Origin of the sequence: Rheinheimera tilapiae (genome assembly GCF_042432165.1) — a bacterium.
GTDB classification, from domain to species: domain Bacteria; phylum Pseudomonadota; class Gammaproteobacteria; order Enterobacterales; family Alteromonadaceae; genus Pararheinheimera; species Pararheinheimera tilapiae.
Genome location: NZ_JBHLXP010000001.1, coordinates 157,470 through 181,147, shown reverse-complemented (window position 1 = coordinate 181,147; position 23,678 = coordinate 157,470). Strand labels below are relative to the sequence as shown.

General features: G+C 55.2%; 16 protein-coding genes. 10 read left to right on the top strand and 6 right to left on the bottom strand.

Going from position 1 to position 23,678, the window contains the following annotated elements; translation table 11 throughout:
• Position 1: 1 nt before the first annotated feature.
• From ACFFJP_RS00815 to ACFFJP_RS00795, 5 genes are all read right to left on the bottom strand, one after another.
• Positions 2 to 1,177 (bottom strand): efflux RND transporter periplasmic adaptor subunit, encoded by a 1,176-nt coding sequence (locus tag ACFFJP_RS00815; RefSeq protein ID WP_377239417.1) that lies wholly within the window; start codon positions 1,175 to 1,177, stop codon positions 2 to 4.
• Positions 1,174 to 1,776, bottom strand: a complete 603-nt coding sequence (locus ACFFJP_RS00810) for a COG1361 family protein (RefSeq protein WP_377239415.1) — start codon at positions 1,774 to 1,776, stop codon at positions 1,174 to 1,176. The genes ACFFJP_RS00815 and ACFFJP_RS00810 overlap by 4 nt, the downstream gene beginning before the upstream one ends.
• 387 nt (positions 1,777 to 2,163) lie before the next feature.
• Entirely contained in the window at positions 2,164 to 2,553 is a 390-nt protein-coding gene (locus ACFFJP_RS00805; RefSeq protein WP_377239413.1) for a hypothetical protein, read from the bottom strand.
• Between the two features lie 1,346 nt (positions 2,554 to 3,899).
• On the bottom strand, positions 3,900 to 4,919 hold the full coding sequence (locus ACFFJP_RS00800; protein ID WP_377239411.1) for a diguanylate cyclase: 1,020 nt from the start codon (positions 4,917 to 4,919) through the stop codon (positions 3,900 to 3,902).
• A gap of 367 nt (positions 4,920 to 5,286) precedes the next feature.
• Positions 5,287 to 5,775 carry a fasciclin domain-containing protein gene (locus tag ACFFJP_RS00795; RefSeq protein ID WP_377239409.1) on the bottom strand — a complete coding sequence of 163 codons (489 nt, stop codon included), beginning with the start codon at positions 5,773 to 5,775 and terminating at the stop codon, positions 5,287 to 5,289.
• A 325-nt stretch (positions 5,776 to 6,100) separates the two neighbouring features.
• On the opposite strand from ACFFJP_RS00795, the gene ACFFJP_RS00790 reads away from it, so the two are divergent.
• Entirely contained in the window at positions 6,101 to 6,976 is an 876-nt protein-coding gene (locus ACFFJP_RS00790; RefSeq protein WP_377239407.1) for a S1 family peptidase, read from the top strand.
• Positions 6,977 to 7,110: 134 nt separating this feature from the next.
• Here ACFFJP_RS00790 and ACFFJP_RS00785 read toward each other — a convergent pair whose 3' ends face one another.
• Positions 7,111 to 8,553 carry a S1 family peptidase gene (locus tag ACFFJP_RS00785; RefSeq protein ID WP_377239405.1) on the bottom strand — a complete coding sequence of 481 codons (1,443 nt, stop codon included), beginning with the start codon at positions 8,551 to 8,553 and terminating at the stop codon, positions 7,111 to 7,113.
• Positions 8,554 to 9,064: 511 nt separating this feature from the next.
• Between ACFFJP_RS00785 and ACFFJP_RS00780 the strand changes: the two genes are divergently transcribed.
• The 9 genes from ACFFJP_RS00780 to ACFFJP_RS00740 all read left to right on the top strand — a co-directional run bounded on the left by ACFFJP_RS00780 (position 9,065) and on the right by ACFFJP_RS00740 (position 23,676).
• Positions 9,065 to 11,725, top strand: a complete 2,661-nt coding sequence (locus ACFFJP_RS00780) for a TonB-dependent receptor (protein WP_377239403.1) — start codon at positions 9,065 to 9,067, stop codon at positions 11,723 to 11,725.
• A gap of 96 nt (positions 11,726 to 11,821) precedes the next feature.
• Positions 11,822 to 12,574: an SDR family NAD(P)-dependent oxidoreductase gene (locus tag ACFFJP_RS00775; RefSeq protein ID WP_377239402.1), complete on the top strand. Its 753-nt coding sequence runs from the start codon at positions 11,822 to 11,824 to the stop codon at positions 12,572 to 12,574.
• Between the two features lie 44 nt (positions 12,575 to 12,618).
• Positions 12,619 to 15,030: a glycoside hydrolase family 2 protein gene (locus ACFFJP_RS00770; RefSeq protein WP_377239401.1), complete on the top strand. Its 2,412-nt coding sequence runs from the start codon at positions 12,619 to 12,621 to the stop codon at positions 15,028 to 15,030.
• Between the two features lie 13 nt (positions 15,031 to 15,043).
• On the top strand, positions 15,044 to 16,126 hold the full coding sequence (galE, locus tag ACFFJP_RS00765; RefSeq protein ID WP_377239400.1) for a UDP-glucose 4-epimerase GalE: 1,083 nt from the start codon (positions 15,044 to 15,046) through the stop codon (positions 16,124 to 16,126).
• Positions 16,126 to 17,214 carry a UDP-glucose--hexose-1-phosphate uridylyltransferase gene (locus ACFFJP_RS00760; RefSeq protein ID WP_377239399.1) on the top strand — a complete coding sequence of 363 codons (1,089 nt, stop codon included), beginning with the start codon at positions 16,126 to 16,128 and terminating at the stop codon, positions 17,212 to 17,214. The genes galE and ACFFJP_RS00760 overlap by 1 nt, the downstream gene beginning before the upstream one ends.
• Positions 17,211 to 18,371 (top strand): galactokinase, encoded by a 1,161-nt coding sequence (gene galK / locus ACFFJP_RS00755; protein ID WP_377239398.1) that lies wholly within the window; start codon positions 17,211 to 17,213, stop codon positions 18,369 to 18,371. The genes ACFFJP_RS00760 and galK overlap by 4 nt, the downstream gene beginning before the upstream one ends.
• Positions 18,368 to 19,429, top strand: coding sequence for an aldose epimerase family protein (locus tag ACFFJP_RS00750; RefSeq protein WP_377239397.1), 1,062 nt, complete (start codon positions 18,368 to 18,370; stop codon positions 19,427 to 19,429). Before galK ends, ACFFJP_RS00750 begins: the two co-directional genes overlap by 4 nt.
• A 111-nt stretch (positions 19,430 to 19,540) precedes the next feature.
• Complete coding sequence (locus ACFFJP_RS00745; protein WP_377239396.1) at positions 19,541 to 21,103, top strand: sodium/sugar symporter; 1,563 nt, start codon at positions 19,541 to 19,543, stop codon at positions 21,101 to 21,103.
• Between the two features lie 2 nt (positions 21,104 to 21,105).
• Entirely contained in the window at positions 21,106 to 23,676 is a 2,571-nt protein-coding gene (locus ACFFJP_RS00740; protein WP_377239395.1) for a glycoside hydrolase 5 family protein, read from the top strand.
• Positions 23,677 to 23,678 lie beyond the last annotated feature (2 nt).

The window sequence follows — 23,678 nt, the reverse complement described above, 5'->3', positions numbered from 1 at the left end:
CTTACCTCACCTGTGCCAGTAACGACGCGGCCTGCACGACGACGCGGTCGCCGTCATGTAAACCACTGACCACCACCACTTCGCTGGCGCTGAACGGTTCGACCCGCACTTTTTGCGCGATAAACCGCTCCGGTGCCTGATGCACCCAGACCGCGGTTTCACCGTTATCGAGTTTTTGCAGCGCGCTGCGCGGCACCGCCATGCCGTTGATTTGGCGGCCAGTGGCGACTTCCACCAACAGCGGCTGGCCGACGTTTAAGTCGGTGCTGGTTTCTGGCCCCTGCTCTTGCAAATCAAACCAAAGAGGTTGTGCCTGTTGTTGCAGCTGCAGGCTCTGGCCACGGAAGCTCAGCTGATAAGCATGGCTGTCCTGAGATTCGGCCGCAGCCGGAAAGCGCGCACTGGCGTGGCTGTTAGCCGTCAGACTCAGCCCGGCATGCGCCGGCAGCGCCGGATAGGCCAGCGCTTCAACCAGCAGCTGATCTGGTGCAATGATTTGGAACAACGCGTCGCGGCTATCCACCACCTGACCACTTTGTTTAAACACGGTGCTGACCACACCGCTGACCGGCGCAACCACGGCAATTCCGCCACCTGTGCCTTTGGCGGCAAAATTTTTGCGCGCCTGCAGGCCTTTTAATTCAATCTGCGCGGTGGTCAGTTCGTTGCGCGGCACCAGCGCGCCGAGCGTGCTAAAGCGCTGTACCCGATCTTTCGCCAGTGCAATTTGCGCATCCAGTTCGGCCAATAACGCCTGCTGATTACTGCGATCCAGCGTGGTATCCACCGGCTGCAAATAAGCCAGTACCTGGCCGGTTTTGACAAGTTGACCCAGCGTCGGCCAACCGTCCGGCCCCGCGCTTAACACGCCAAGCTGTGCTGCTTCCACTAAGCCGGCGAAGGCTGGGTCTACGATCACTTTACCTTGTAATTCAATTTGTTGCGGCAGCTGTGCTGCTTTGACCAAACTGGTGCGCAGCTGCCATAAATGCTGGGCAGATTTAGGAATGTATAAGCTGCCGTCACTTAACCGGCGCGGCTGTTCGCCGGTCGCCTGCGCCAACGGCGCCGGGTCATGCGAATGATCTTCGCCGCCGTGGGCGTGGGCTGGTTGGGTCAGGAGTTGCTGACTGAGTGCTAACAGCACCAGCGTGCTGAGGATGTTTCGCAGGGTCATACTGCTGCCCCCATTTTTTTGCCGGGAGTTTTGCCTGCGGCTTTGCGTTGACGGGCCAAACGCCACAGCAGCAAGCCGACTAAAACAGCACCCACGCCAATCACATACTGCGTGCTGTATTCAGTCCAGCTGTGTTGATGTTCTACCGTGTTGCTTTGCGGGGTCAGGTCGAGTTTGGTATTGAGGAGGTCAATGTCGTCGCCCGCTTCGATGGTCAGCGCGATAGCGTGGGTCGTGGCTGGTAATGTTTTAACGTCAAGCTGATACAAGCCAGGCTGCAGCATTTTCGCGGTGCCGCTAAAGGCTGAACTGCTCAGTTCAATCACTGCGTCTTTGACCGGGCTGTTGTCGGCATAATGATCGAGGTAGATTTGCAGGCTGGTGTTGTTATTGGCGTTTGCAGATTCCGGCGCCACCAGCACCAGTTCAAACAACTCCGAACTGGCATAAGCCCGCCGGCTTTGCCCTTCGGCCGGCAGCGTTAACGCCGCTTTGTCTGCTTCTCCGTGATCTTCACCGCCGTGGGCGAATACCTGCAGCGGTGCAGATATCAAACAAATTGTCAGCGCCAAAGACCTGACCAAACCCCAAACTTTCATAAAACCCCAGTCCAGAACATTTCCGAGACTGGCAGTGTGCCAAAGCCCGCCCAACAGCGACCTGACGGCAAGATGACAAAGTTGTCATGTTGGGGCTTGGTAGGGGTGGCCGGTCGGGGATTGTAGGGGGTGGCCGGTCGTCGCACGATCGTCCCTACCCGATACACAGCAAAAACCTCAAACCACAAACACCTGACACAGTGGCAAACCCAACACCGCCACCACTGCGTTCGCCCGTTCGCGCCTCCCGCGCTCACTCTTAACCGCTCACTCCGTGGATGCCGCTGCTGGGTTTGTTGGGGCTTGTTCCAACAACATTAATTTTAAAATGACGCAATTCATATGAAGCTTTACCAAAAGGTAAGATGTGGCAGTTGCCTAATTGGGTTATTTGTCAGGACCAGCTATATCTTTGGATTTCTGTCTCTTTTCAGAGAAATCAGTCCAGATCCCATGAGTTATCAGAACAGCCATAAACAAAAAGAATATGCCAAATATATTCGGGTCATTTTCAATCACTAAGCCGTTCCTTGGATAAATAAATTTATATTCATACGGTGAAACCAAGTCGACAGCGTGTACCCACAACGACCCTTTGGAATCCTTATTCAATGGAGCCTTACGAATCTCGGTGTAAAACACAGCTGTATTTTCATTATCAGGCGAGATCAAATTCCAATTGATTTTGTCGCATTTTTGCCAACCTGAAAAAGTGATTATTTCTGGTTGCAGTGATGTTCTCATTTTTATTGTATCGCTACCTTTAATACTAGCCATACACGACACTTCATACAGTATCCCTGACACCTTTTTGAGGCGACTTGCATCTACACCTGATTCGAAATAACGAAAATTCCACGCCATTATCAGCAATATCAAAACGATGAAAACCTGCAGAGATACTGGAAGACTCCTGATAAAAATCAGAGCACGATATTCACAAGGCTTTTTGGGAACAACTATCATAACCCTGTTCTCTTTTAATTATTTCGCTACTTTAAAATAGGAAAAGACCGCCCACTAACTAATCGTAACATACGAAATAAAATACTATATTTGAGAAAAAATGAAGCATGCTGAGAAAGTGAAATATATAAAAACCGTTATACAACCATCAAATAAATATACTCCAAAGACAAATTTAGGCATCGAATCAAGCCGTACAAACGGATTGTCTATCGTCGCAAACCCAACACCGCCACCACTGCGTTCGCCCGTTCGCGCCTCCCGCGCTCACTCTTAACCGCTCACTCCGTGGCTGCCGGTGCTGGGTTTGTTGGGGTTTGGAGATAGCAGCTTTGAGCGATTTGCAGACATTCCGTTCAGGCTGTTTGATGCTGCGACAGGTGTCAAAGGTGCAATTCGCTTTGCTCATTGCACCCTACGATCGGGCCGCTGGCTGGTAGGGTGGGTAGAGCGCAGCGAAACCCACCGGTTGTCGCACAACGGTTGTCGCACAAGGGGGGGCACCAAAGTCCGCTGCTGGCACAAAATGACGATTCAAATGAACTCTCAAATCGGCCAGGCGATTACTAAAGCAGAACCTGTGCGGTAAGGATGCCGCACAGGAGCTTGCAAGTCTGTGAGACCCAGGAGTATTCACGGCGTGCGTGTGACGCCCAGTCTATTGTAATCGTCTGTGCCGTTTGTAGCCAAACTTAGGCCTATCGTAAAAGGCGTTTAAACTACCGGTATTCGCTCACAGAACAACTTCAACCTCGCTTGAATATTTCCGGGATTCGGCAGAGTACGGCGTGTGACGCCCAGCGGGCTTTCGCTTGCCGATACCTACTGTTTTGTTGAAATGCCGGTGTTGGCGAAAAGCGGCAATGATTGCATCGATAAATGAACCGATAGTCTGATTTAAAAGCCATTATTTACATGGACTTGAGAAGGTTTAACTCATTTTTTGCACCAATTAATGCATCGATACTTGCACCGATAGCTGCACCGATAAATTCAGCAAGTGACACGTTAATTTCGGCTAGAGAACCGCATTACGCGATAGCGCTACTGGGTAAGGCTTTGGCGGTTTATTTGCTTTGCAACACAATCATTGGGCTAACCGGATTGGCAGCGAGGGTTATCCGTAAGGGCCAGGCAGCAACAAAGCTGCGGGCTTGTCACTGCGCAAAAACACAGACGCGGTTCCGGCCTGTCGCTTTGGCCTGCATCATGGCGACGTCGGCCTGATGCAGCAAGGTGCCCAACAGGCTTTCCGGTTCAAGCTCAGACTGGAAGTCCTGCAGGTTCACGTACGTGATGCCAAAACTGGCGGTACAGTGGATCTCGTCATTGGCAGTGCCATGTTCAAACCCCGCGCGCAGCCGCTCTACCAGCTGCCAGGCCTCTGCTTCATTGGTATCTGGCAGTAAAATTGCGAATTCTTCACCACCAATCCGGGCCAGAACATCGGAGCCACGCAACAGATTGCGCGCCAGCGCTGAGATTTTCACCAGCACTGCATCCCCGGCCGCATGATTCCACTCGTCATTGATTCTTTTGAAGTGATCTAAATCGACCATCACCACAGCAAGTTTCTGCCCTGCTCTGTGACCTTGATGAAACAGATGCCGGCTCAGCGCAAAAAACGCTCTGCGGTTATACAGCTGGGTTAGTTCATCAGTACTGGCCTGGCGCTCGGCAAGCGCCTTGGCTGCTGCCAGCTGCTGCTCCATCACTTTGCGTTCAGTGATATCAGTGGCGATTTCAATCCGCACCAGCCGGCCATCGACCCAGACCACGGCCTGATCCCGGCACTGATACCAGCGGCCATTGATGGTGTTTTGAAATTCCCAGACATGAGTCCCGGTGGGCTTTCCTGCAGCATCAACCAACAGGTGGTTAGTACAGAACTGACAAGGCGCATTCTGGCCGGCCTGCAGCACCTGATAACACTTGCGGCCGCCGATTTGCCCCCATGCCTTAGTACCATAATCATTCAGATAGATTAAGTCGTAAGTCTGCAGGTCCGACACATATACCAATGCATCCAGACTATTGAGAATGGTGCTGATCGCCTGATAGCTGTTGTGCTTTTCCTGCAGAGCAGAACAATCAACAGTACAGTCTTTAGCACAATCTTTTGTACAACCGGCCTGAAGACCCGTCGGACTATCTGCATCAGAGTGGCATGCGTTCATCACTGACCCAATCGTTATGTAGGTATTTAAGGTAAACGTGATTAACGATAAATGCAATCAGTGCACAAAGCAGCTACTTCCTGACTTTTCTCGGCATTTTTCGTAAAAATACCGTAATAATTGAGCATGATAAGCACTATGTACGGTGGCGCTGCGCCCACCGGGCTGCGCTGACCGTACCTACACTTTGAATGCACATTTTGCAGCGTGTGACGCGCAACGTGTGACGTCCAACATCTTGCTTGCCGCTATCTCGGGTTTTGTTGGCATTTCGGTGAGGCGATAGGTGAGTACAACATTGTTTGCCAAAACAAAAAGCCCGCGGGTCGCAAAGCTGCCGGCGGGCTTTTTCTATTCAAACTAACAATTAGCCTTTTGGCAGCACCACGCTGTCGATCACGTGGATCACGCCGTTGCTGGTTTCGATGTCGGTGCTGATCACTTGCGCGCCGTCGACGAACACTTTGCCGTCTTTGACTTCAATTTTCAGTGCCTGGCCTTGCACTGTGGTGGCGGTTGACAGCTTGACGACATCGGCAGCCATCACTTTGCCCGGAACGACGTGGTAAGTCAGCACTTTCGCCAGTGCGGCTTTGTCGGCCAGCAGGCCTTTTAAGGTGTCTGCCGGTACTTTGGCAAACGCGGCATCATTCGGCGCGAATACAGTAAATGGGCCTGCGCCTTTTAACGTGTCCACCAGCTCGGCGGCTTTGACGGCCGTCACCAGCGTATTAAAACTACCGGCCGCAACAGCGGTGTCGACGATATCAGATTTGGCACTACCCGCATGAACAGCACCAGCGACTAACAGAGTTGCAGAGATCACGGCAGATTTGAACAGGACAGAGAGCTTCATCTTCGTTTCCTTTGAGGTTGCACAAAAAATCCTCAGACTAAACGCGACTGATTGCTGTTGAGATCAAAACTATATTTTTTCGTTTTCGCTGAACCGGGGACAGGTTAAAACGTAGAGCGGTCGCTTAAAACTGCGTTGTGCCAGTTGATGCGCCGGCTAGCAGATTTCATGTAAACCAGGCGTTTTCACGTCCTTTTACTTTGCCGCCATCACGCAAAGTTATGCGTTGTATCAACTGCTTACACTTAATTGCTGAGTGTTGGGGCTGGCTTATGGCAGGCTGAAATTTAACCGAAATTTAACCACAGCCACCCGGAGCCCTCTGATGCCAATCCCTTTTCGTTCGCGCCTGCTGACCACAAGCTGCCTGATCGCACTGAGCTTACAGGCCTTTTCGGCGTCCGCCATCGTGGTCCGCCACGACAAACCAGCGGCGCAATATCTGGCAAGCAAAGCCGACTTTCCGCCGCTGGCGACTTTTTACAATATTGGTGTGCATGGCACGCTGATTGCGCCGCAGTGGGTGTTAACCGCCGCGCATACGGTATTTTGCCTCGATAAAGGCCAAACGATTCAGGTGGGTGATGAGTTCGTCAAAGTGCAGGGCCGCTATAGCCATCCCGCCTATAAAATGGGCAAGCAACACGATTTGGCGCTGATCCAGCTGGAAAAACCGGTATTAACCGTCAAACCAGCGCAACTTTACCGCCAGTCTGACGAGACGGATCAGGTGCTGTGGTTTATTGGCGCCGGCGGCACCGGCACGGGCTTAACCGGCGAAACGGTGGACTACAAAGCCAATAATGGCGTGCTGCGCAAGGCGCAAAATCAGGTCACTGCGGTGACCAAATCTGACCTGCGGTTTGTATTTGAGTCCGGCGACGAGGCGCAAGCACTCGAAGGCGTGTCCGGTAACGGCGACAGCGGCGGCCCCGCTTTCCTGAAAAAAGCGGACGATTTTTACCTGCTGGGCGTCAGCTCGCGGGTCGAATCCTGGTTTAAAGGCGTCGGTGAATATGGCGTCAAAGAACTGTACACCCGGGTATCGAGCCATGCCGACTGGATTGATCAGGTCGTCGCCGCCGACGAGCAAAGCCGCGCCGCGATTAGCTCGAGCGATGGATTTTTGCATGAGGGCATGACAGTGGAAAAAATGCCGAAAATTTGCGCATCGCTAAGCCTGGCGCCAAAGACTTCCTAACTGCTGGCGCTGCAGCAACCTGCTGCGCCCTGCTCGCTGAAATGCGGTGAAATATCTGCTGCCCCAGCGAAAAAGCCCGGCGCGATGGCTGGGCTTTTGGTTAATGGCAGCGACGTTGCGACCTGCGCCTGGTGTTATTTTTCCAGCATTTCCGTTTGTGGTTTGCTTTCATTACCGGCTTCGTCGCTGCCGATCAGACAGACTTTCAGCGGCAACTCGGTCAAATCGGCAAAGCGTGGGATGCGGATAAAGGTGCGGTAACCGGCGCTGTCGGCACAATCGGTTTCAACCGGTTTGCCGACTTTCCAGCGATACGACGACAGTTCCGGTGGCGAAAACAGCGGCTGGTATTGCATGGCGTCGTCAAAACGGACCACGTGCAGCTTCATCGGCCGAACCGGGGCTGTATTGTCAATTTCCAGCGTGGTGAAACCGGCGCTGCGGGTCTGGATTTTACCATCTTCGCCATAACCGGCCGCACATAGCAGCCAATGACCATCCTGGCGGCTACTGATCGCCTGTTCATACTGCTCGCCGGCAAAATAACTGCCGCTGTAGCCGACCGGATCGCGACAATCCGTGCTGTGTAACGGGCCACTTTTTAAACTGATGGTGCGCGGGCCCTCTAATTCAGCCTGCCAGCCGGCCGGTGCTTTTTGCACGCGTGCAGCGTTGCGTGCCACGAATGGCTCAGGCTGCTCTAACTGGCAAGCGGCCTGCTGCAGCGAAAACTCGCCGTTGGCCGTGAAACAGCCGCGCACGCCGTCGACCGCCAGCCAATAACTGGTGTTCGGCGCGGCGACTACGCCGGTTTTACGCAGTTCACAAGGTTTGCCGAGGTAACAGTTGCCGCCCGCTTCGGCGCCGATGGTGCTGGTATTGATAATGCCAACCACTTGGCCGGCTGGGTCAAACACCGGCGAGCCGGAATGGCCCGGCAGAATACCACCACAGTCCCCGGCCTGCGCGCGGTCCCAGATCCAGACAAACTCAAACAGCCGCGTGGTCTGGCCGGCTTTACATTGCACCTGGCGCAGCGCCCATTCTTCCTGTGGTAAATCTTTGACCGGCACGCCGGCAATCGTCAGGGCTGTGCCGGGTTTTGGCAGCGGCGCCAGCGTATAAGCGCGTAAGCCCTGTTGTTGCAGCTGCGCCAAAGTCTGGTCGGTTTTCAGGATGGCGATATCGGTGCCACGCATGCTGGCCCAGCTGATCTCGCTGATATTGACGCTGACGGCGCCCGCTAGGTTGTCTTTAAACAGGTTAAAACGCGCTTCCCCTTCGGCGGGGATTTGGTACTGAACAGTGGCGGAATCAAACAATTCGACGCAATGGCCGTTGGTCATCAGGTAGGCCGGCGCATTCGCAACCCCATGATTAATAATGAATCCTGTACATTGGCTGCCAAGCCCAGCGATTTGTGCCACACCGCTGGCCTGGCGGCTGGCTGCGCTGCCACTTTGGATCGGCGCGCCGGGTTGCAGATAATCAATCGGTGATGGCGCCGGGCCATCCTTACCACAACCCGCCAATAGCAGGCTTACTAACATCGGTAGCAGCATTCTGCAGGATTTCATCAACACCTCATCCGGAAAAGTCAGGTCTGGCGGCAACAACACCGCAGACAATAGAAAAACCGGCGCATGCTAGCAGCTTGAGATCGCCGCCGGCAGGCAAGGTAACAATTCACTACAAATCACCACATTTTGCCGATATTGGCTGATGTTGGGCTAAATTCGCCCATTTTGACCGAGAGATTTTACCGGCGAGGCTATTGTACGGCGTGTGACGCCCAGCGGGCTTTGCTGGCCGATACCTACCCGGTGCCTTGCCGATGTTTACCGGTACTTTCCAAATACCCTACCTCCAAAGCAAGCGTTTCCACACTTTAAATTAAATAAATTCAGCTATTTAGATTCACCTGTGAAAACATCGCGAAAATCCATTGGAAAACGTTTTCCCTTTCATGCTATAAATCCGCCGGGGAACTGCTGTTGAAAAAAACGACAAGGAGTTCCGGGTACGACTGCGCACTGTCGGGTAACAGGCAGGCAACACAACAAATACCGTTTCAGACAAGGGTGGAATATGAAGACAATGTGGCAGAACAAATGTCAGAAATCATTGCTGGCGCTAGCCGTCAGTTCAGCTATTTTCAGCGCTTACAGCCAGGCGCAGACCACGGCAGATACTGCCGCCGATAAAGCCAAAAAAGACGAAGTCGCAATTGAAAAAATCGAAGTCCGTGGCTTTGGTGCCACCCTTGGCAAATCCTTATTACAGAAAAAAGTAGCGGACTCTGTTGTGGAAATCGTTTCCACAGATGACCTGGGTTCGCTGCCAGACGTGACTATCGCCGACGCCTTAGGCCGCTTGCCGGGCGTGGCAGCAGAACGTGACCGCGGTAACGCCAGCAGTATCTCTATTCGTGGTATGGGCCCGCGCCTGAATATGGCGACGATGCAGGGCCGCGAGATTGTCAGCGCCGAGCCAAGCCGCGAAGTGCGCTATGAGCAATTCCCGGCCGAACTGATCAACTCGGTTGAAGTCTATAAAAGCCCGCTGGCCAGTCAGGTCGAAGGCGGCATCTCAGGCCTGGTGAATATGAACTTTGTCAGCCCGCTGGCCAAAGACAAACGTATCATCAACGTGACCGGCCACCTGATGGATTATCAGCTGGGTCATGACATCGACGGTGCCGAAGCCAGCGGCCAGAAAGGCAGCTTCAGTTATGTCGACCAGTGGAGCGAGACTTTTGGTGTGGTACTTGGCCTGACTTATCAGGACCAGCCATCGCTGCAACGTGAAACCAGCAGCTGGGCTTACAACAAAAACACAGCCGATCAAGGCGATGTGAACGGCGACGGCATCCGCGAAGCAGCACCTTGGGGCGGCAAAACCGCGACTAAACTCGGTGACAACCAGCGTACCGGCGCTATGACCATTCTGGAATGGCAGGCTTCTGAACAGCTGAACCTGAAATACGACCTGTTCTATTCTGAATTTGATATTGAAGAGCTGGAAGACCAGTTCTGGTTTGACGGCTGGGGTAACTGGGGCGGCGGCGGTAACTGGAATTACAACAATTCGGCAGCCAAACCACAAATCATCACCAAAGCCGATGGCAGCCAGCAGCTGACCGGCGGCGGCATGCTGTGGGGCGCACACTCAGCCAATAACGCCACCTGGTTCCAGGCCAACGAATTGTTGAGCACCGGCCTGAAATCAGTGTGGGAAGGCGACGTCTGGACTATCAGTTCTGACCTTGGTTATTCCGAAGCCAGCATTAAATCCCGTTGGGTCAATGTGACATCCAGCTACTCAGGCCCAACGCCGCTCGACGTGCAGTGGTCGACTGCCGGTGGCCGTTTAGGTGTGGTGGTCAACGAGGACATCAGCAAGCCGGAATACTACAAAGTGAATGGCATGACGGTCGACAGCGATCGCGACCTGACCGACGAAATGAGCAGCCTGAAACTGGACTTTGAGCGCCGGATTGATCATGCGCTGATTGAAAGTGTCTCCTTCGGAGGCCGTTTCTCCGACCGCGAAAAAGACAACGACGTGCAGAGCTGGTGGCAGGCGGTGAAGAACCCGAACGTAGCTAACTACGGCCGCCGTTATGCCTTAGGTGGCGGCTTACAGTCGCCGGACATGTACGGCTTTAACAACTGGGGCGATTTAGTGCAACAGGCTTTTGGCGGCATCGACAATCGTTCGGCTTACAGCAAAACCGACCAGGACCGCATCAACAGCTGGTTTGTCAGCGAGAAAAACCAGGCGGTATACGGCATGGTTCGGTTGAATTCTGAACTGTTTGGTTTCAGCTACACCGGTAACGCCGGTATTCGCCTGGTCAAAACAGACTCTGAATCAAGTGGTTACCAGTTTAAAGACAACAAGTATTCAGCGGTCAGTGTCGACCACAGCTACACCGAAGTGTTGCCATCGCTGAACCTGAACTTTGCGCTGACCGATGAAACCCAACTGCGGGTCGGTCTGTCGCGTGCTTTAGCACGGCCACCACTAGTCGAAATGCGTACCGGCTTCCAGCTGGATTCACAAAGCCCGGTCAAAACCGGTTCTGGCGGTAACCCGCTGTTAGACCCATTTGTGGCGAATCAGCTGGATATCGGTGTGGAATACTATCTGTCTGAAGATCAGGCGCTGACCGTATCGACCTTCTTTAAAGACTTAGAAAGCCACATCGGCAGCAGCACCGACAAGCTGACGCTCAATGGCGTGACTTATGACTTCACCGGCCCGGTCAATGGCGATGGCGGTCAGATCAAAGGCTTCGAAATGATGTATCAGCAGGCGTTTAAAAACCTGCCGGCGCCGTTCGATGGTCTGGGTTTCTACGCCAACTATTCCTACACCGACAGCAACGTCTATGAGTTTGTGCCAAAAGACAATCCGCTGCCGCTGGGTGGCCTGTCTAAAGACGTCGCCAACCTGACGCTGTGGTACTACAAAGCCGGTTTCGACGCCAAAGTGTCTTACAACTACCGCAGTGGTTTTACCCGCGTCGGCAGCTGGACACCGTCTGAAATCAACAGCATAGACGCAGAAACCACGCTGGATGCCAGTGTGTCCTATGAAGTGAACAGCCAGCTGAAGCTGATGTTGCAGGGCCAGAACCTGACCAACGAAGCTTCAACCTCTTACTTCGACAACGACCCGAGCCGGATTGGCAGCTACCTCGACTGGGGCCGCCGTTTCCTGATCGGTTTCTCGTACTCGATGTAAGCCAGCAGGCCACTACGCCGGCTACCACCAACGGGTAGCCGGTTACAGACCTTTCAACTGCGCTGTCAGGCGCCAACCTCAGATCCGGAGCAAGCCATGGCTGAATATGCTTTTGCCCAGCACCCGTCCGCGCAACCGCAGCCGGCTGAACATCTGGTGTTGACCGGCGCATCGGGCGGCATTGGCCGCGCCTTAGCGCTGCAACTGGCCAAAGCCGGTTATCGTCTGAGTTTGCAGGGCCGCGATGCGGCCAAACTGGCGGCCACCTGTGCGCAAGTACTGGCTGTCGCTCCGGCGTCACAGCTGGTGCACAGCGCTAGTTTTGATTTAACCGATCCGGCTGCAGTGATTGCTTTTTGTCAGCAGGCGGAAGCGGCTTGCCCGGTTGATGGGCTGATTAACTGTGCCGGTGCCAACTTAAGCCGGGCCCCAGCGCAAAACCCGGATTGGCCAGCGCTGGAACAGATGCTGGCACTGAATTTCCGCGTACCGCTGCTGCTGCAGGAATGCCTGTTGCCCGGCATGCTGGCGCGTGGTCACGGCACTATTTTGCAGGTGCTGAGCACTTGCGTCAGTTTCGCCAATCCCGGAGTTGCCGCTTACAGCGCCAGTAAAAGTGCGCTGGAAAGTTATAGCAAAGTGCTCAGACGGGAGCTGCAGGACAGCGGCGTGCGCGTGCTGCATTTGATCCCCGGTGGCGTCGACACTGGTTTTCGCGCCACAGCACGGCCTGAATATTTGGCGCCTGAGGCGGTTGCCAGCGCAGCACTTGCCATGTTGCAGGCCCCGGCCGCTGCGCATTGGCACGAAGTCGTCGTGCGGCCGCCGGTGGAACGCAACTGGGCGTAGCCGTGGCCCTACTGAATCACTATTTTTTTGTGCAAGGATTTTTCATGACGCGTTTTTTCGTTCCCTCCTCAGCGTTGAGCCTGCTTCTCCTGTGCGGCCAGGTCGCTGCCGCGCAACCAGCAACTGCGCCGGCCGTGCCTGCTCAGATTGCTGCTTGTCCGACCCAGATCCAGACCACAGCCTGCGACCTGACCGTGCATCACTGGCTGTTCAGCAAAGACCAACATGGCGCCGGCCAGCTGCCTGCTGCAGACGCCGCTTGGGAACTGGTGCGGTTGCCGCATACACCCAAACGCGAGCCAATGGTGGTCAACGACCAATGGCAAGGCACTATGTGGTACAAAACCACGCTGCAGCTACCAACCAACCGGAACGACCAGCAGCTGTGGCTGCAGTTTGGCGGCGCAATGAATGTGGCCGATGTCTATGTCGACGGCCTGCATCTGCGCCAGCACCTGGGTGGTTATCTGCCCTTTAGCGTCGATTTAACGCCTTATCTGGCACTGCAAAGCAAACGGCCAGAAAAGATCGAGATTTTGGTGCGGCTGGATAACCGCGACCATGCGTTGACGGGTCTCAAACCACTGAAACAACTCGACTTTAACCCTTATGGTGGCCTGTACCGGCCTGTGGTTCTGGCGCTGCGCCCGGCGCTGCATATCAGTTCCGAGCAGTTAAGCGACACTGTCGCCGGTGGTGGCGTGGCGGTCAGTTATCCGCAGATCAGCAGTACCACAGCGACTGTCGCGGTGGCCACTGAACTGCAATCTGCAGCGACAGCCGCGCAACCCGCCCGGTTAAAACAACAGATTTTGCACAACGGCAAGCTTATTAGTCAGACACAGGCGCAACTCAGCCTGGCTGCCGGCAAAACTCAGACTTTGCAGCAACAGCTGACTATCGACACGCCAAAGCTTTGGAGCCCGCAACAACCAGCGCTGTATCAGCTGGTGACTGAACTGTGGCAAGGCGAGCAGCTGCTGGAGCGGCAACAGCGTAATATCGGCCTGCGCACTATCGCGTTTGACGGACAGCATCAGCTGCTATTAAACGGGCAAAAAACCTTTTTACGCGGTGTTAATCGCCATCAGGAATTCCCACATTTAGGTTATGCCGTTGGGCCTTTGGCCGACGAGCGCGACGCTATCCGCATCAAAGCTGCCGGTTTTGATTATGTCCGGCTGTCGCATTATCCGCAGTCCAAAGCCTTTATGGACGCGGCCGACCGCTTAGGCTTGCTGCTGCTCGACGCCATTCCGGGCTGGCAGTATCAGTCGCTGGACCCGGCATTTGCCGATTTGATGGAGCAGAACTGCCGCGATTTGATCCGCCGCAGCCGCAATCACCCGAGTATTCTGGCGTTTGAGTGTTCGCTGAATGAAACCGCGATGTCGCCGGCGTTAATCGAGCGCCTGCACCAGACCGTCAAACAGGAAGCGCCCTGGGGCATTTCTGCCGGTTGGATGCCAGGTTTTGATTTATATCTGCAGGCCCGCCAGCACCGGTTACAACATTACACGCCGCCAACTCAGCCGTATGTAGTGTCGGAATACGGCGACTGGGAGTATTACGCGCAGGACGCCGGTTTTGCCCAGCACCAGTGGCAGGGCTTAAAACCGGAAGCACGCACGTCGCGTCAGTTGCTGTCAGCCGGTGAAACCCGCCTGCTGCAACAAGCCACCAATCTGCAGGAAGCGCATAACGACAACCTGCGTACGCCGGCCTTTGCCGACGGTTATTGGGTGATGTTTGACTACAACCGCGGCTACGCCGATGACCTGGAAGCCTCGGGGCTGATGAGCATCTACCGGCAGCCGAAATACAGCTATTACCTGTTCCAAAGCCAGCGTCCGGCCAGCGAACAGTCCGCCTTGTATGCATCCGGCCCGATGGTGTTTATCGCCAGCGACTGGACTGGTGAAGGCGTCGTTGCAGGACAAACCGCCAAGGTACGGGTGTTCAACAATGCCGAACAAGTAGCGCTGTATTTAAATGGCAAGCTAATCGACACCCGTAAAGCGCAGCGTGCGGCAGGACAAAACTCAATGACTGACCGGATGGCGCAGCCACCGGTGGAGTTCAGTCTGCCGGCCTTTGTGCCGGGCACTCTCGAAGCCAAAGCCTTAATCAACGGCAAAGTGGTGGCAGAACATCAGGTCCACACCCCGGGCCCGGCGGCAGCCATCCAAATTCAGCTCGACAACACAGGCCCGGCGCCGGCGGCCTTTGATGAAGTTTTTGTCAAAGCGCAACTGGTCGACAGCAAAGGCAACCCGCTGCGTTCAAGCGGTGTCACGCTGAATTTCCACAGTAACGAGCTCGATATCGTCAATCCGCAGCCGGTGGTCACCGAGCGCGGCGTCGGCGTGGTGCTGGTCAAAACCGGCGCCGCGGGTCTCAAAGGCCGCCTGACGGTCACTGCAGCCGGGCTGCCGGCCGCATCTATTGCATTCTAACGGAGAGAAACGGATGAAAATCCTGCTGACCGGCGGCGCCGGTTATATCGGTTCCCATACGGCGCTGGCGTTGCTGGCGCGCGGCCACGAGCTGGTGCTGGTGGACAATTTCAGTAACAGCCAACCGGAAGTTTTAAAGCGGCTGGCCCATCTCAGTGGTGAAAGTGGTAGCGAAAACGCTGCAGCCTTTAGCTTCCAACAACTGGATATCTGTGACGCCGCAGCGCTTGGCGCCGTGTTTGCAGAGCATAGCCAAAGCGGCCAGAGCTTTGACGCGGTGATCCACTTTGCCGGCTTAAAAGCTGTCGGCGAATCGGCACGGGAACCGCTGAAATACTATCAACATAATGTCGCCGGCACTGTGACCTTGCTGCAACTGATGCAGCAGTACCAGGTGAACTGTCTGGTATTCAGCTCATCGGCGACCGTCTACGGCGACCCACAAAGCCTGCCATTGACCGAACAGTCACCAACCGGCCCGCAAAGTGTTTATGGCCGCAGTAAGTTTATGGTGGAACAAATTCTGGCGGATTATTGCACTGCCAACCCGGCGTTTTCCGCGGTGGCGCTGCGCTATTTCAACCCGGTCGGTGCGCATCCTTCAGGCCTGCTCGGTGAAGATCCGCAAGGCATTCCGAACAATCTGCTGCCTTTTATCAGCCAGGTAGCTGTCGGCCGGCGCGACCAGCTCACCGTGTTTGGCAATGACTACCCGACCGTTGATGGCACCGGTGTACGTGATTACATCCATGTGCTGGATTTGGCCGACGGCCATGTCCGCGCGCTGGAGCAGCTGCACAACCAGCCTGGCCAGCATCTGTTTAACCTCGGCACTGGTCAGGGCTACTCGGTGCTGCAGATGGTTGATGCTTTTCGCCAGGTGTCTGGTCACCCGGTGCCGCTGACCTTTGCACCGCGTCGCCCTGGCGATGTCAGCGCCTGTTACGCCGATGCCGGCAAAGCACTGCAACAACTGGGCTGGCAGGCTCAACTGAATTTAACCGATATGGTCAGCGACACCTGGCGCTGGCAACAACTGAACCCGCAGGGCTATCACACGAATACGCCGATTGCGGACGCCGGAGGAAAACGCTGATGTCTGATTTAAATGTTGCGCCTGTGCACACTGCTTTTGATCCGGTCGAGCATCCCCACCGTCGCCTCAATGCGCTGACCGGTGACTGGGTGCTGGTGTCGCCGCACCGCGCCAAACGGCCATGGCAAGGTCAGGTCGAAGCGGCCGACAACAGCGTACAACCGTCTTATGACGAAACTTGTTACCTGTGCCCGGGTAATGTGCGCATCAACGGCGCACACAACCCGGCTTATCAGGGCCCTTTTGTGTTTCAGAACGACTTTGCTGCGCTGAATACCCAGACCCCGGATGCCAGTTTTAATCAGGAAGATTTACTGCAATTGCAGTCCGAACAAGGCTGTAGCCGGGTGATCTGCTATTCACCGGATCACAGCAAGACGCTGCCGGAGCTGTCGATCAGCGAAATCCAGGCAGTGATCCAGTGCTGGATCCACCAGTATCAGGATTTGTCACGCGACCATGGCTGGGTACAGGTATTTGAAAACAAAGGCGCCATTAACGGCTGCTCCAATCCGCATCCGCATGGCCAGATTTGGGCAAGTAAAGGCATTCCGACGCTGCCGGCACGCGAAGATGCCCAGCAAGCGGCTTACTTCGCCAAGCATGGGAAGAATTTACTGCAACGCTACAGCGAACTGGAGCTGGCCGACCGCTCACGACTGGTGCTGGAAAATGCCGACTGGCTGGTGGTGGTGCCGTATTGGGCCAGCTGGCCTTTTGAAACGCTGCTGCTACCCAAACGCGTGGTACAGCATCTGGAACAATTAACCGATGCAGAACAACAGAGCCTGGCTGAAATTCTGCAGGCGCTGACCATCCGTTACGACAATCTGTTCCAGTGTTCTTTCCCATATTCGATGGGTTGGCACTGTGCGCCTTATGGCGCTGCCAGCGACACAGCGCACTGGCAACTGCATGCGCATTTTTATCCGCCGCTGCTGCGCAGCGCCAGCGTGAAAAAGTTTATGGTAGGGTATGAAATGCTGGCCGAAACGCAGCGCGATATGACCCCGGAACAAGCCGCAGCCCGCTTACGCGACCTGCCTTCTACGCATTACAAGCAAGCAGCAACAGGAGTGAAGGCATGAGTCTGGCCGGCAATCTTCAGGATATGATCACCGCAGTATTCCACCGCGAATTTGGCAGCGCGCCGACACAACTGTTCAGCGCACCGGGTCGCGTCAACCTGATTGGCGAGCACACCGACTACAACGACGGCTTTGTGCTGCCTTGTGCGATTCAGTTTGAAACCGTACTGGCGAGCGCTCTGGTGCCGGGTTCGAACCAGATCCGCATCTTCGCTGCGGATTATCAGGAACTGCATATCATTGATTTAACTGAAACTGTGACACCAGTTGCCACGCCACGCTGGGCCAATTATGTCCGCGGCGTCGTCGCAGGATTACAGCAACGCGGTCTGGTATTGCCAGGCTGCGATCTGGTGGTGGGCGGTAACGTGCCGCAAGGCGCCGGTTTAAGCTCGTCTGCGTCATTAGAAATGGTGTTGGGTTTAGGTCTGAGTACGCTCGCAGGTAGCCCATTATCCCCGCGCGACAATGCGCTGAACGGCCAGCAGGCGGAACATCAGTTTGCCGGTTGCCAATGCGGCATTATGGACCAGCTGGTCAGCGCCGCAGGTCAGGCGGGTCAGGCGTTGCTGCTCGATTGCCGCAGCCTGGATTACCAGACAGTGCCAATGCCAGCGTCTTTACAGGTACTGATCATTCACTCCAACGTCAAACGCGGTCTGGTCGATAGCGCCTATAACGAACGCCGTGAACAGTGCGAAGCCGCCGCTGCATTTTTTGGCGTCAAAGCACTGCGCGACGTGACACTCGCTCAACTCGAAGCCGCACAAGCGCAGCTCGCCCCGTTGATTTATGCCCGCGCCCGCCATGTGATCAGTGAAAACAACCGCACAGAAGCCGCAGCTGTCGCACTGAAAAGCGGTGATATCAAAACCTTAAGCGCACTGATGGCGCAGTCGCACCAGTCCATGCGCGACGATTTTGCCATCACGGTCCCAGCCATTGATTTCCTGGTGGCAGAAGTTGCCGCGATATGTGGTGAACGCGGTGGTGTGCGGATGACCGGCGGTGGTTTTGGTGGTTGTATTGTCGCGCTGTTACCAGCAGATTTGGTCGAGCCAGTGTGTTTGCACTTAAGCAAAGTCTACCCGGCAGCGCATCAACTGGAACCGACCTTTTATCTGTGTCAGGCCAGTGCCGGAGCGCGCGCATTATGAGTCCGGGCGCTATGAACACGGGCTTGGTCGGCCAGATCACGCCACCGGCAGACGCATTGGTGCCTCGCGCCATTGCCTGCAGCAACGGTCTGACCGTGACGGTGCTGCCCTATGGCGGCCGTATTCAGAGCATCAAACTGCATGGTCAGGAACTGACCCTGTCGCAGGCGGATCCGGCATTTTATCTGACCGACAGCGCCGCTCTCGGCGCCAGCGTTGGCCGTTATGCCAACCGCATCGCCAACGCAGCCTATACCGACACTGCGGGTACAGAGTGGCCGTTAAACGCCAGTCAGCCGCCACATTGCCTGCATGGCGGCGAGCAAGGTTTTGCGAAGCAGGTCTGGACTGTGCTGGAACATAGTGCCGACGCGTTGTTGCTGGAATTAGTCAGCCTGAATGGTGACCAGGGTTTTCCCGGCACTTTAACGGTACGCCAGCAGCTGCGGGTCGTCGATACGACAGATGCCACAGGCCAGCCGGCCGGCGAGTTACAGCTTTGTTTCACGGCCACGACGGACGCTGAAACGGTCGTCAATCTGACCAACCACTGTTACTTTAATCTGGCACCACAACAAACAGTGGAAGCGCTTGCAGCGCATCAGTTAGAGTTAATGGCCGAACAATATCTGGCGGTGGATCCAAGCGGCATCCCGCTGCCGGACGCGTTCCGACCTGTGACCGGGCATGAGTTTGATTTTCGCAGCGCAAAAGCGGTGGGCTCTGTGTGCCGGCAAACGGCAGATTTGCCACACGGATTGGACCACTGCTTTGTCTATCCAGTCGTTGCCAAGTCGCCAGCACAAGACCCCGTCCCGCTGCGGGCACGGCTGCGTTACAGCAGTGTCGACAGCACGCGGACACTGGAGCTACGCAGCACACAGCCGGGCGTGCAGGTCTATGTCGGTACTTATTTGGGTTCACCTTTTGCGCCATTTCAGGGCATTTGCCTGGAAGCGCAAAATTTCCCGGATGCACCAAACCGCAATGATTTCCCGTCAGCGCGGCTGCTGCCGGGCGAGCTGTATCAACAGCAGATTTTTTACCGTTTCAGCTGAAGCGAATAACAACAAACTCCCATTTCAGGGAGTTAACAACAGCTCCCATGAAAAGGGAGATAACAACAGCACCCGTGCAACGGGAGTTAACAGGAAAATCCAGGACTGGCTATGACTCTATCCAATCTCGACATCACGATTTTTGTCGCTTACATCCTAGGCTTGCTGTTCGTCGCCTATTGGGTGTCGCGCGAAGAAAAAGGCCACCAGAAAAACACCAATGAGTACTTTCTGGCTGGCAACAGCCTGCCGTGGTGGGCCATTGGCGCATCGCTGATCGCGGCCAATATCTCGGCCGAGCAAATCATCGGTATGTCTGGCTCCGGTTATGCCATTGGCCTTGCCATCGCGTCTTATGAATGGATGGCGGCGTTGACGCTGATGCTGGTTGGTAAATACTTCCTGCCGATTTTCCTGAAAAAACAAATCTATACGATGCCGCAGTTCCTGCAGCAGCGCTTCGACAACCGCGTGCGGACTACCCTCGCCATTTTCTGGCTGGCTGTGTATGTGTTTGTCAATTTAACCGCAGTGTTGTGGCTCGGTGCTCTTGCCGTCAATGCGCTGACCGGTATTGATCTGTTCTGGAGTATGGCGCTGCTGGCATTGTTCTCGGTCAGCTATTCGCTGTACGGCGGCCTCAAAGCCGTCGCTTTTACCGACATTCTGCAAGTGGTGCTGCTGGTGTTCGGCGGCCTGTTTATGTCGTATCTGGCGCTCGACATGATTGGTGCAGGCGCTGGTGTGCTGGCTGGTTTTGATACTTTGCTGGCCAAAGCGCCGGAAAAATTCGACATGATTTTAAGCCCGGATAACCCGCATTACGTCAGTCTGCCGGGGATTTCAGTGCTGGTCGGTGGTATGTGGGTGATGAACTTAAGCTACTGGGGTTTTAACCAATATATTATCCAGCGCGCCTTAGCTGCACCAAGCCTACGTGAAGCGCAAAAAGGTATCGCTTTTGCGGCCTTCCTGAAGCTGTTGATGCCAATTATCGTGGTGCTGCCGGGTATTGCTGCTGTGCTGATCCTGCCGGATTTAGCCAAACCGGACCAAGCCTATCCGCAACTGATGGCGCTGATGCCGTCTGGCCTGAAAGGGTTGATTTTTGCTGCGCTGGTCGCCGCGATTTTGTCGAGCCTGGCGTCGATGACCAACTCAGTCGCCACGCTGTTTACCATGGACTTGTATGCGCAGGTCAAACCGGCGGAAAGCCAGCAACATTATGTGCTGGTCGGCCGCAGCGCCAGCTTGTTGTCGTTGGTTATCGCGCTCCTTACTGCCAAGCCGCTGCTGGGCGATTTTGACCAGGCATTCCAATATATTCAGGAATTCACCGGTTTCTTTACACCGGGTATTGTTGTGTTGTTTTTTATGGGCATGTTCTGGAAAAAAACCACCGCAGACGCTGCGCTGCTGGCGGCGGTCGGTTCTGCTGTATTCAGCTTCCTGTTTTATCAGTTCTGGCCGGCGCTGCCGTTTATGGACCGGGTCGGTCTGGTGTTCCTGCTGTGTCTTGGCCTGGCTATTGTGGTGTCTCTGCTGCAAGGCAATAAGGCTCAGGCCGGTGCCGTCGAGCTGAATGACATCAGTTTCGACACCAGCAAAGGCTTCAGCCTGTCGCTGCTACTGGTGGTACTGGTACTGATCGTGTTCTACAGCGTTTGGTGGTGATGATGCAAAGCAGATTAAAAACCGCGATCACAACCACCCTGACGGTAAGCCTGCTGGGGGCAACGGTGCTGCCGGTAGCGGCCAGCGGATCCTATGTCAAAGACGGCGTCTGGTATCAGACCGGGGCTGATGGTAAGGCAGAAGAAGTGGCGCTGTTTGGCGCTAACTACAGCCTGCCGTTTGCCTTTGGTTATCGCTCGGTCAAAGCCATGGGCTTGTCGCATCAGGACGCGATCCGGATGGATGTGGCCCACCTGGCGCGTTTAGGCGTGACGGCGTACCGCATCCATTTGTGGGACCGCCTGATCAGTGATCGCGACGGCAATCTGCTGAACAACGAACATCTCAAGCTATTTGATTTTCTGCTCTCAGAACTGAAGCGGTACAACATCAAAGCCGTGGTGACGCCGATTGGCTGGTGGGGCAGCGGCTATCCGGCGCCGGACCCGATCGAACCCGGCTTTTCGGTGCTGTACAGCAAAAATCAGATGAACGAAAAAGCTGATGCAATCAGCGCACAAAAGCGCTATTTAGCCCAGCTGATGGCACACAAAAATCTCGATGGTGTGCCGTACGCCAAAGATCCGAATATCCTGGCTTTTGAGCTATTTAACGAGCCGAAACACGCGGACGCCGGTGCAGTTACCGGTTACGTCAACGGCCTGATTAAAGTGATGCGCGACGCCGGTGTGACTAAACCGCTGTTTTACAACAGCAGTGAACAAGGCAACTGGCCGGAATTTGCCAAAGCACTGTGTGAAAGCAATATCGACGGCGTGTCGTTCCAATGGTACCCGACTGGCCTGTTGAAATTCAGCAGCCTGCAAAGCAACGTGCTGGGCTCTGTGGCGCAGTATCACAATCCATTTGAAAATGTGGCAGCCTGCGCCGGTAAAGCGCGGATGATTTACGAATTTGATGCGGCCGATGTGACGGCACCGGTGCTCTATCCGGCAATGGCGCGCAGCTTCCGCCGCGCGGGTTTTCAGTGGGCAACCCAGTTTGCCTACGACCCGGCCGCTTTGGCCGCCAGCAACGCCGAGTACAACACGCATTATCTAAATTTGTTGTACACGCCGGCCAAAGCGATCAGCTTTTTGATCGCCGGAGAAGTGTTTCGCAACCTGCCGCGCGGCGCGGATACCGGTGTCTATCCGGCGTCGAATCAGTTTGGTGGCGCAGCACTGAATACCACGTTAGACCCGGCAACAGGCCTCGCGCTGCTGAATAACGGCAGTCGCTATTATCACAGCAACAGCACGAACGTCGTGCCGGTGGATGCGGCAACACTGAGCCATATCGCTGGCGTCGGCAGCTCTCCGCTGGTGCAGTATCAGGGCAGTGGCGCTTATTTTCTCGATAAACAACAAGACGGTCTGTGGCAGCTGGAAGTCTATCCGGATGCGACTCAGCTTGACGACCCGCACCAGAATTCCAGCTTAAAACGCGAAGCGGTACGGCTGTCGGTTAGTCAGCGCGATATCCGGCTGAAGCTGGCCGACTTGGGGCAAAGTTTTGTATTACAGCGCGCCGATGGCCAGCAGGCTCAGGCACAAAACGGCACTGTGTCAGTGCAACCGGGCCGTTATGTCGTGGCGAAAAACACCACCTTGCTGGCCAAAGCCAAAACGCAGGCCCGGCCTTTCCTGTTACCGGAAATCGCTGCCCAACAGCCGCTGTTAGTGCATCAGCCGCTGCGGCAATGGCCGATTGACCAGCTGCTGCCGGTGTGTGGCCAGCTATCAGCAACACAGCTGACAGGCAATTTTAGCAGCATCAAAGTCAGCCTGTTTTACCGGCTCAGCGGGGAAGGCCAGGTGCAACAACAAGCGCTGCAAGCGGAAGATTTGAGCCGTTATTGCACTAAGCTGAAGCTGCCGGCTAATAGCGGCATGCTGCAGTATCAGCTGGTTGCGACCGTCGGCGCTACAGCGTTGAGTTTCCCGGGCCCGGTTGCTGCGCTGCCGTCGGACTGGGATTTCCCGCAGAGCAGCGCTCATAGTTTCACTACTTTGCTGCAGCAACCAGGTGCGGCAGTGCCGTTGTTTGATGCGCGGGTCGACCAGACCACCCTGCTCTATCCAAAAGACGCGCAGGTGACCCAGCAATGGCTGGCCGGTGAACGTCAGCAAGGCCTGACACTTCGGCTGCGGCCAGCAAAAACGCCGGATTGGCAACAACCACCTTTGCCTTTGCTGCGCACCGAAACCCATGCGGTGATGGGGCTCACGCCACGTGATTTATCCGGTTACACGAAGGTCGCCATCAAAATGCGGGCTGTTAAAGATAAGTTGCCGGTACGTTTCGCGCTGCTGAACAAAGATGGTCTGGCTTTTGGTATTGACCTTGAAGCCAGCAGTGAATGGCGTTATCAACTGGTGCCGCTGTCTGCCCTGCAAGCCAAGCCAACCCTGCTGACACAGGCGTACCCGACTTTTATGCCAGCACAGCTTTCGCATCAGGGCCAGAGCCTCGGTGATTTGTCGCAGCTACAGGGTACCCAGTGGCAGCTACTAGCACCGAGCGATGGCAATAATGCGTTAGAAATTGCCGAAGTGAGTTTAATGCGGTAAAA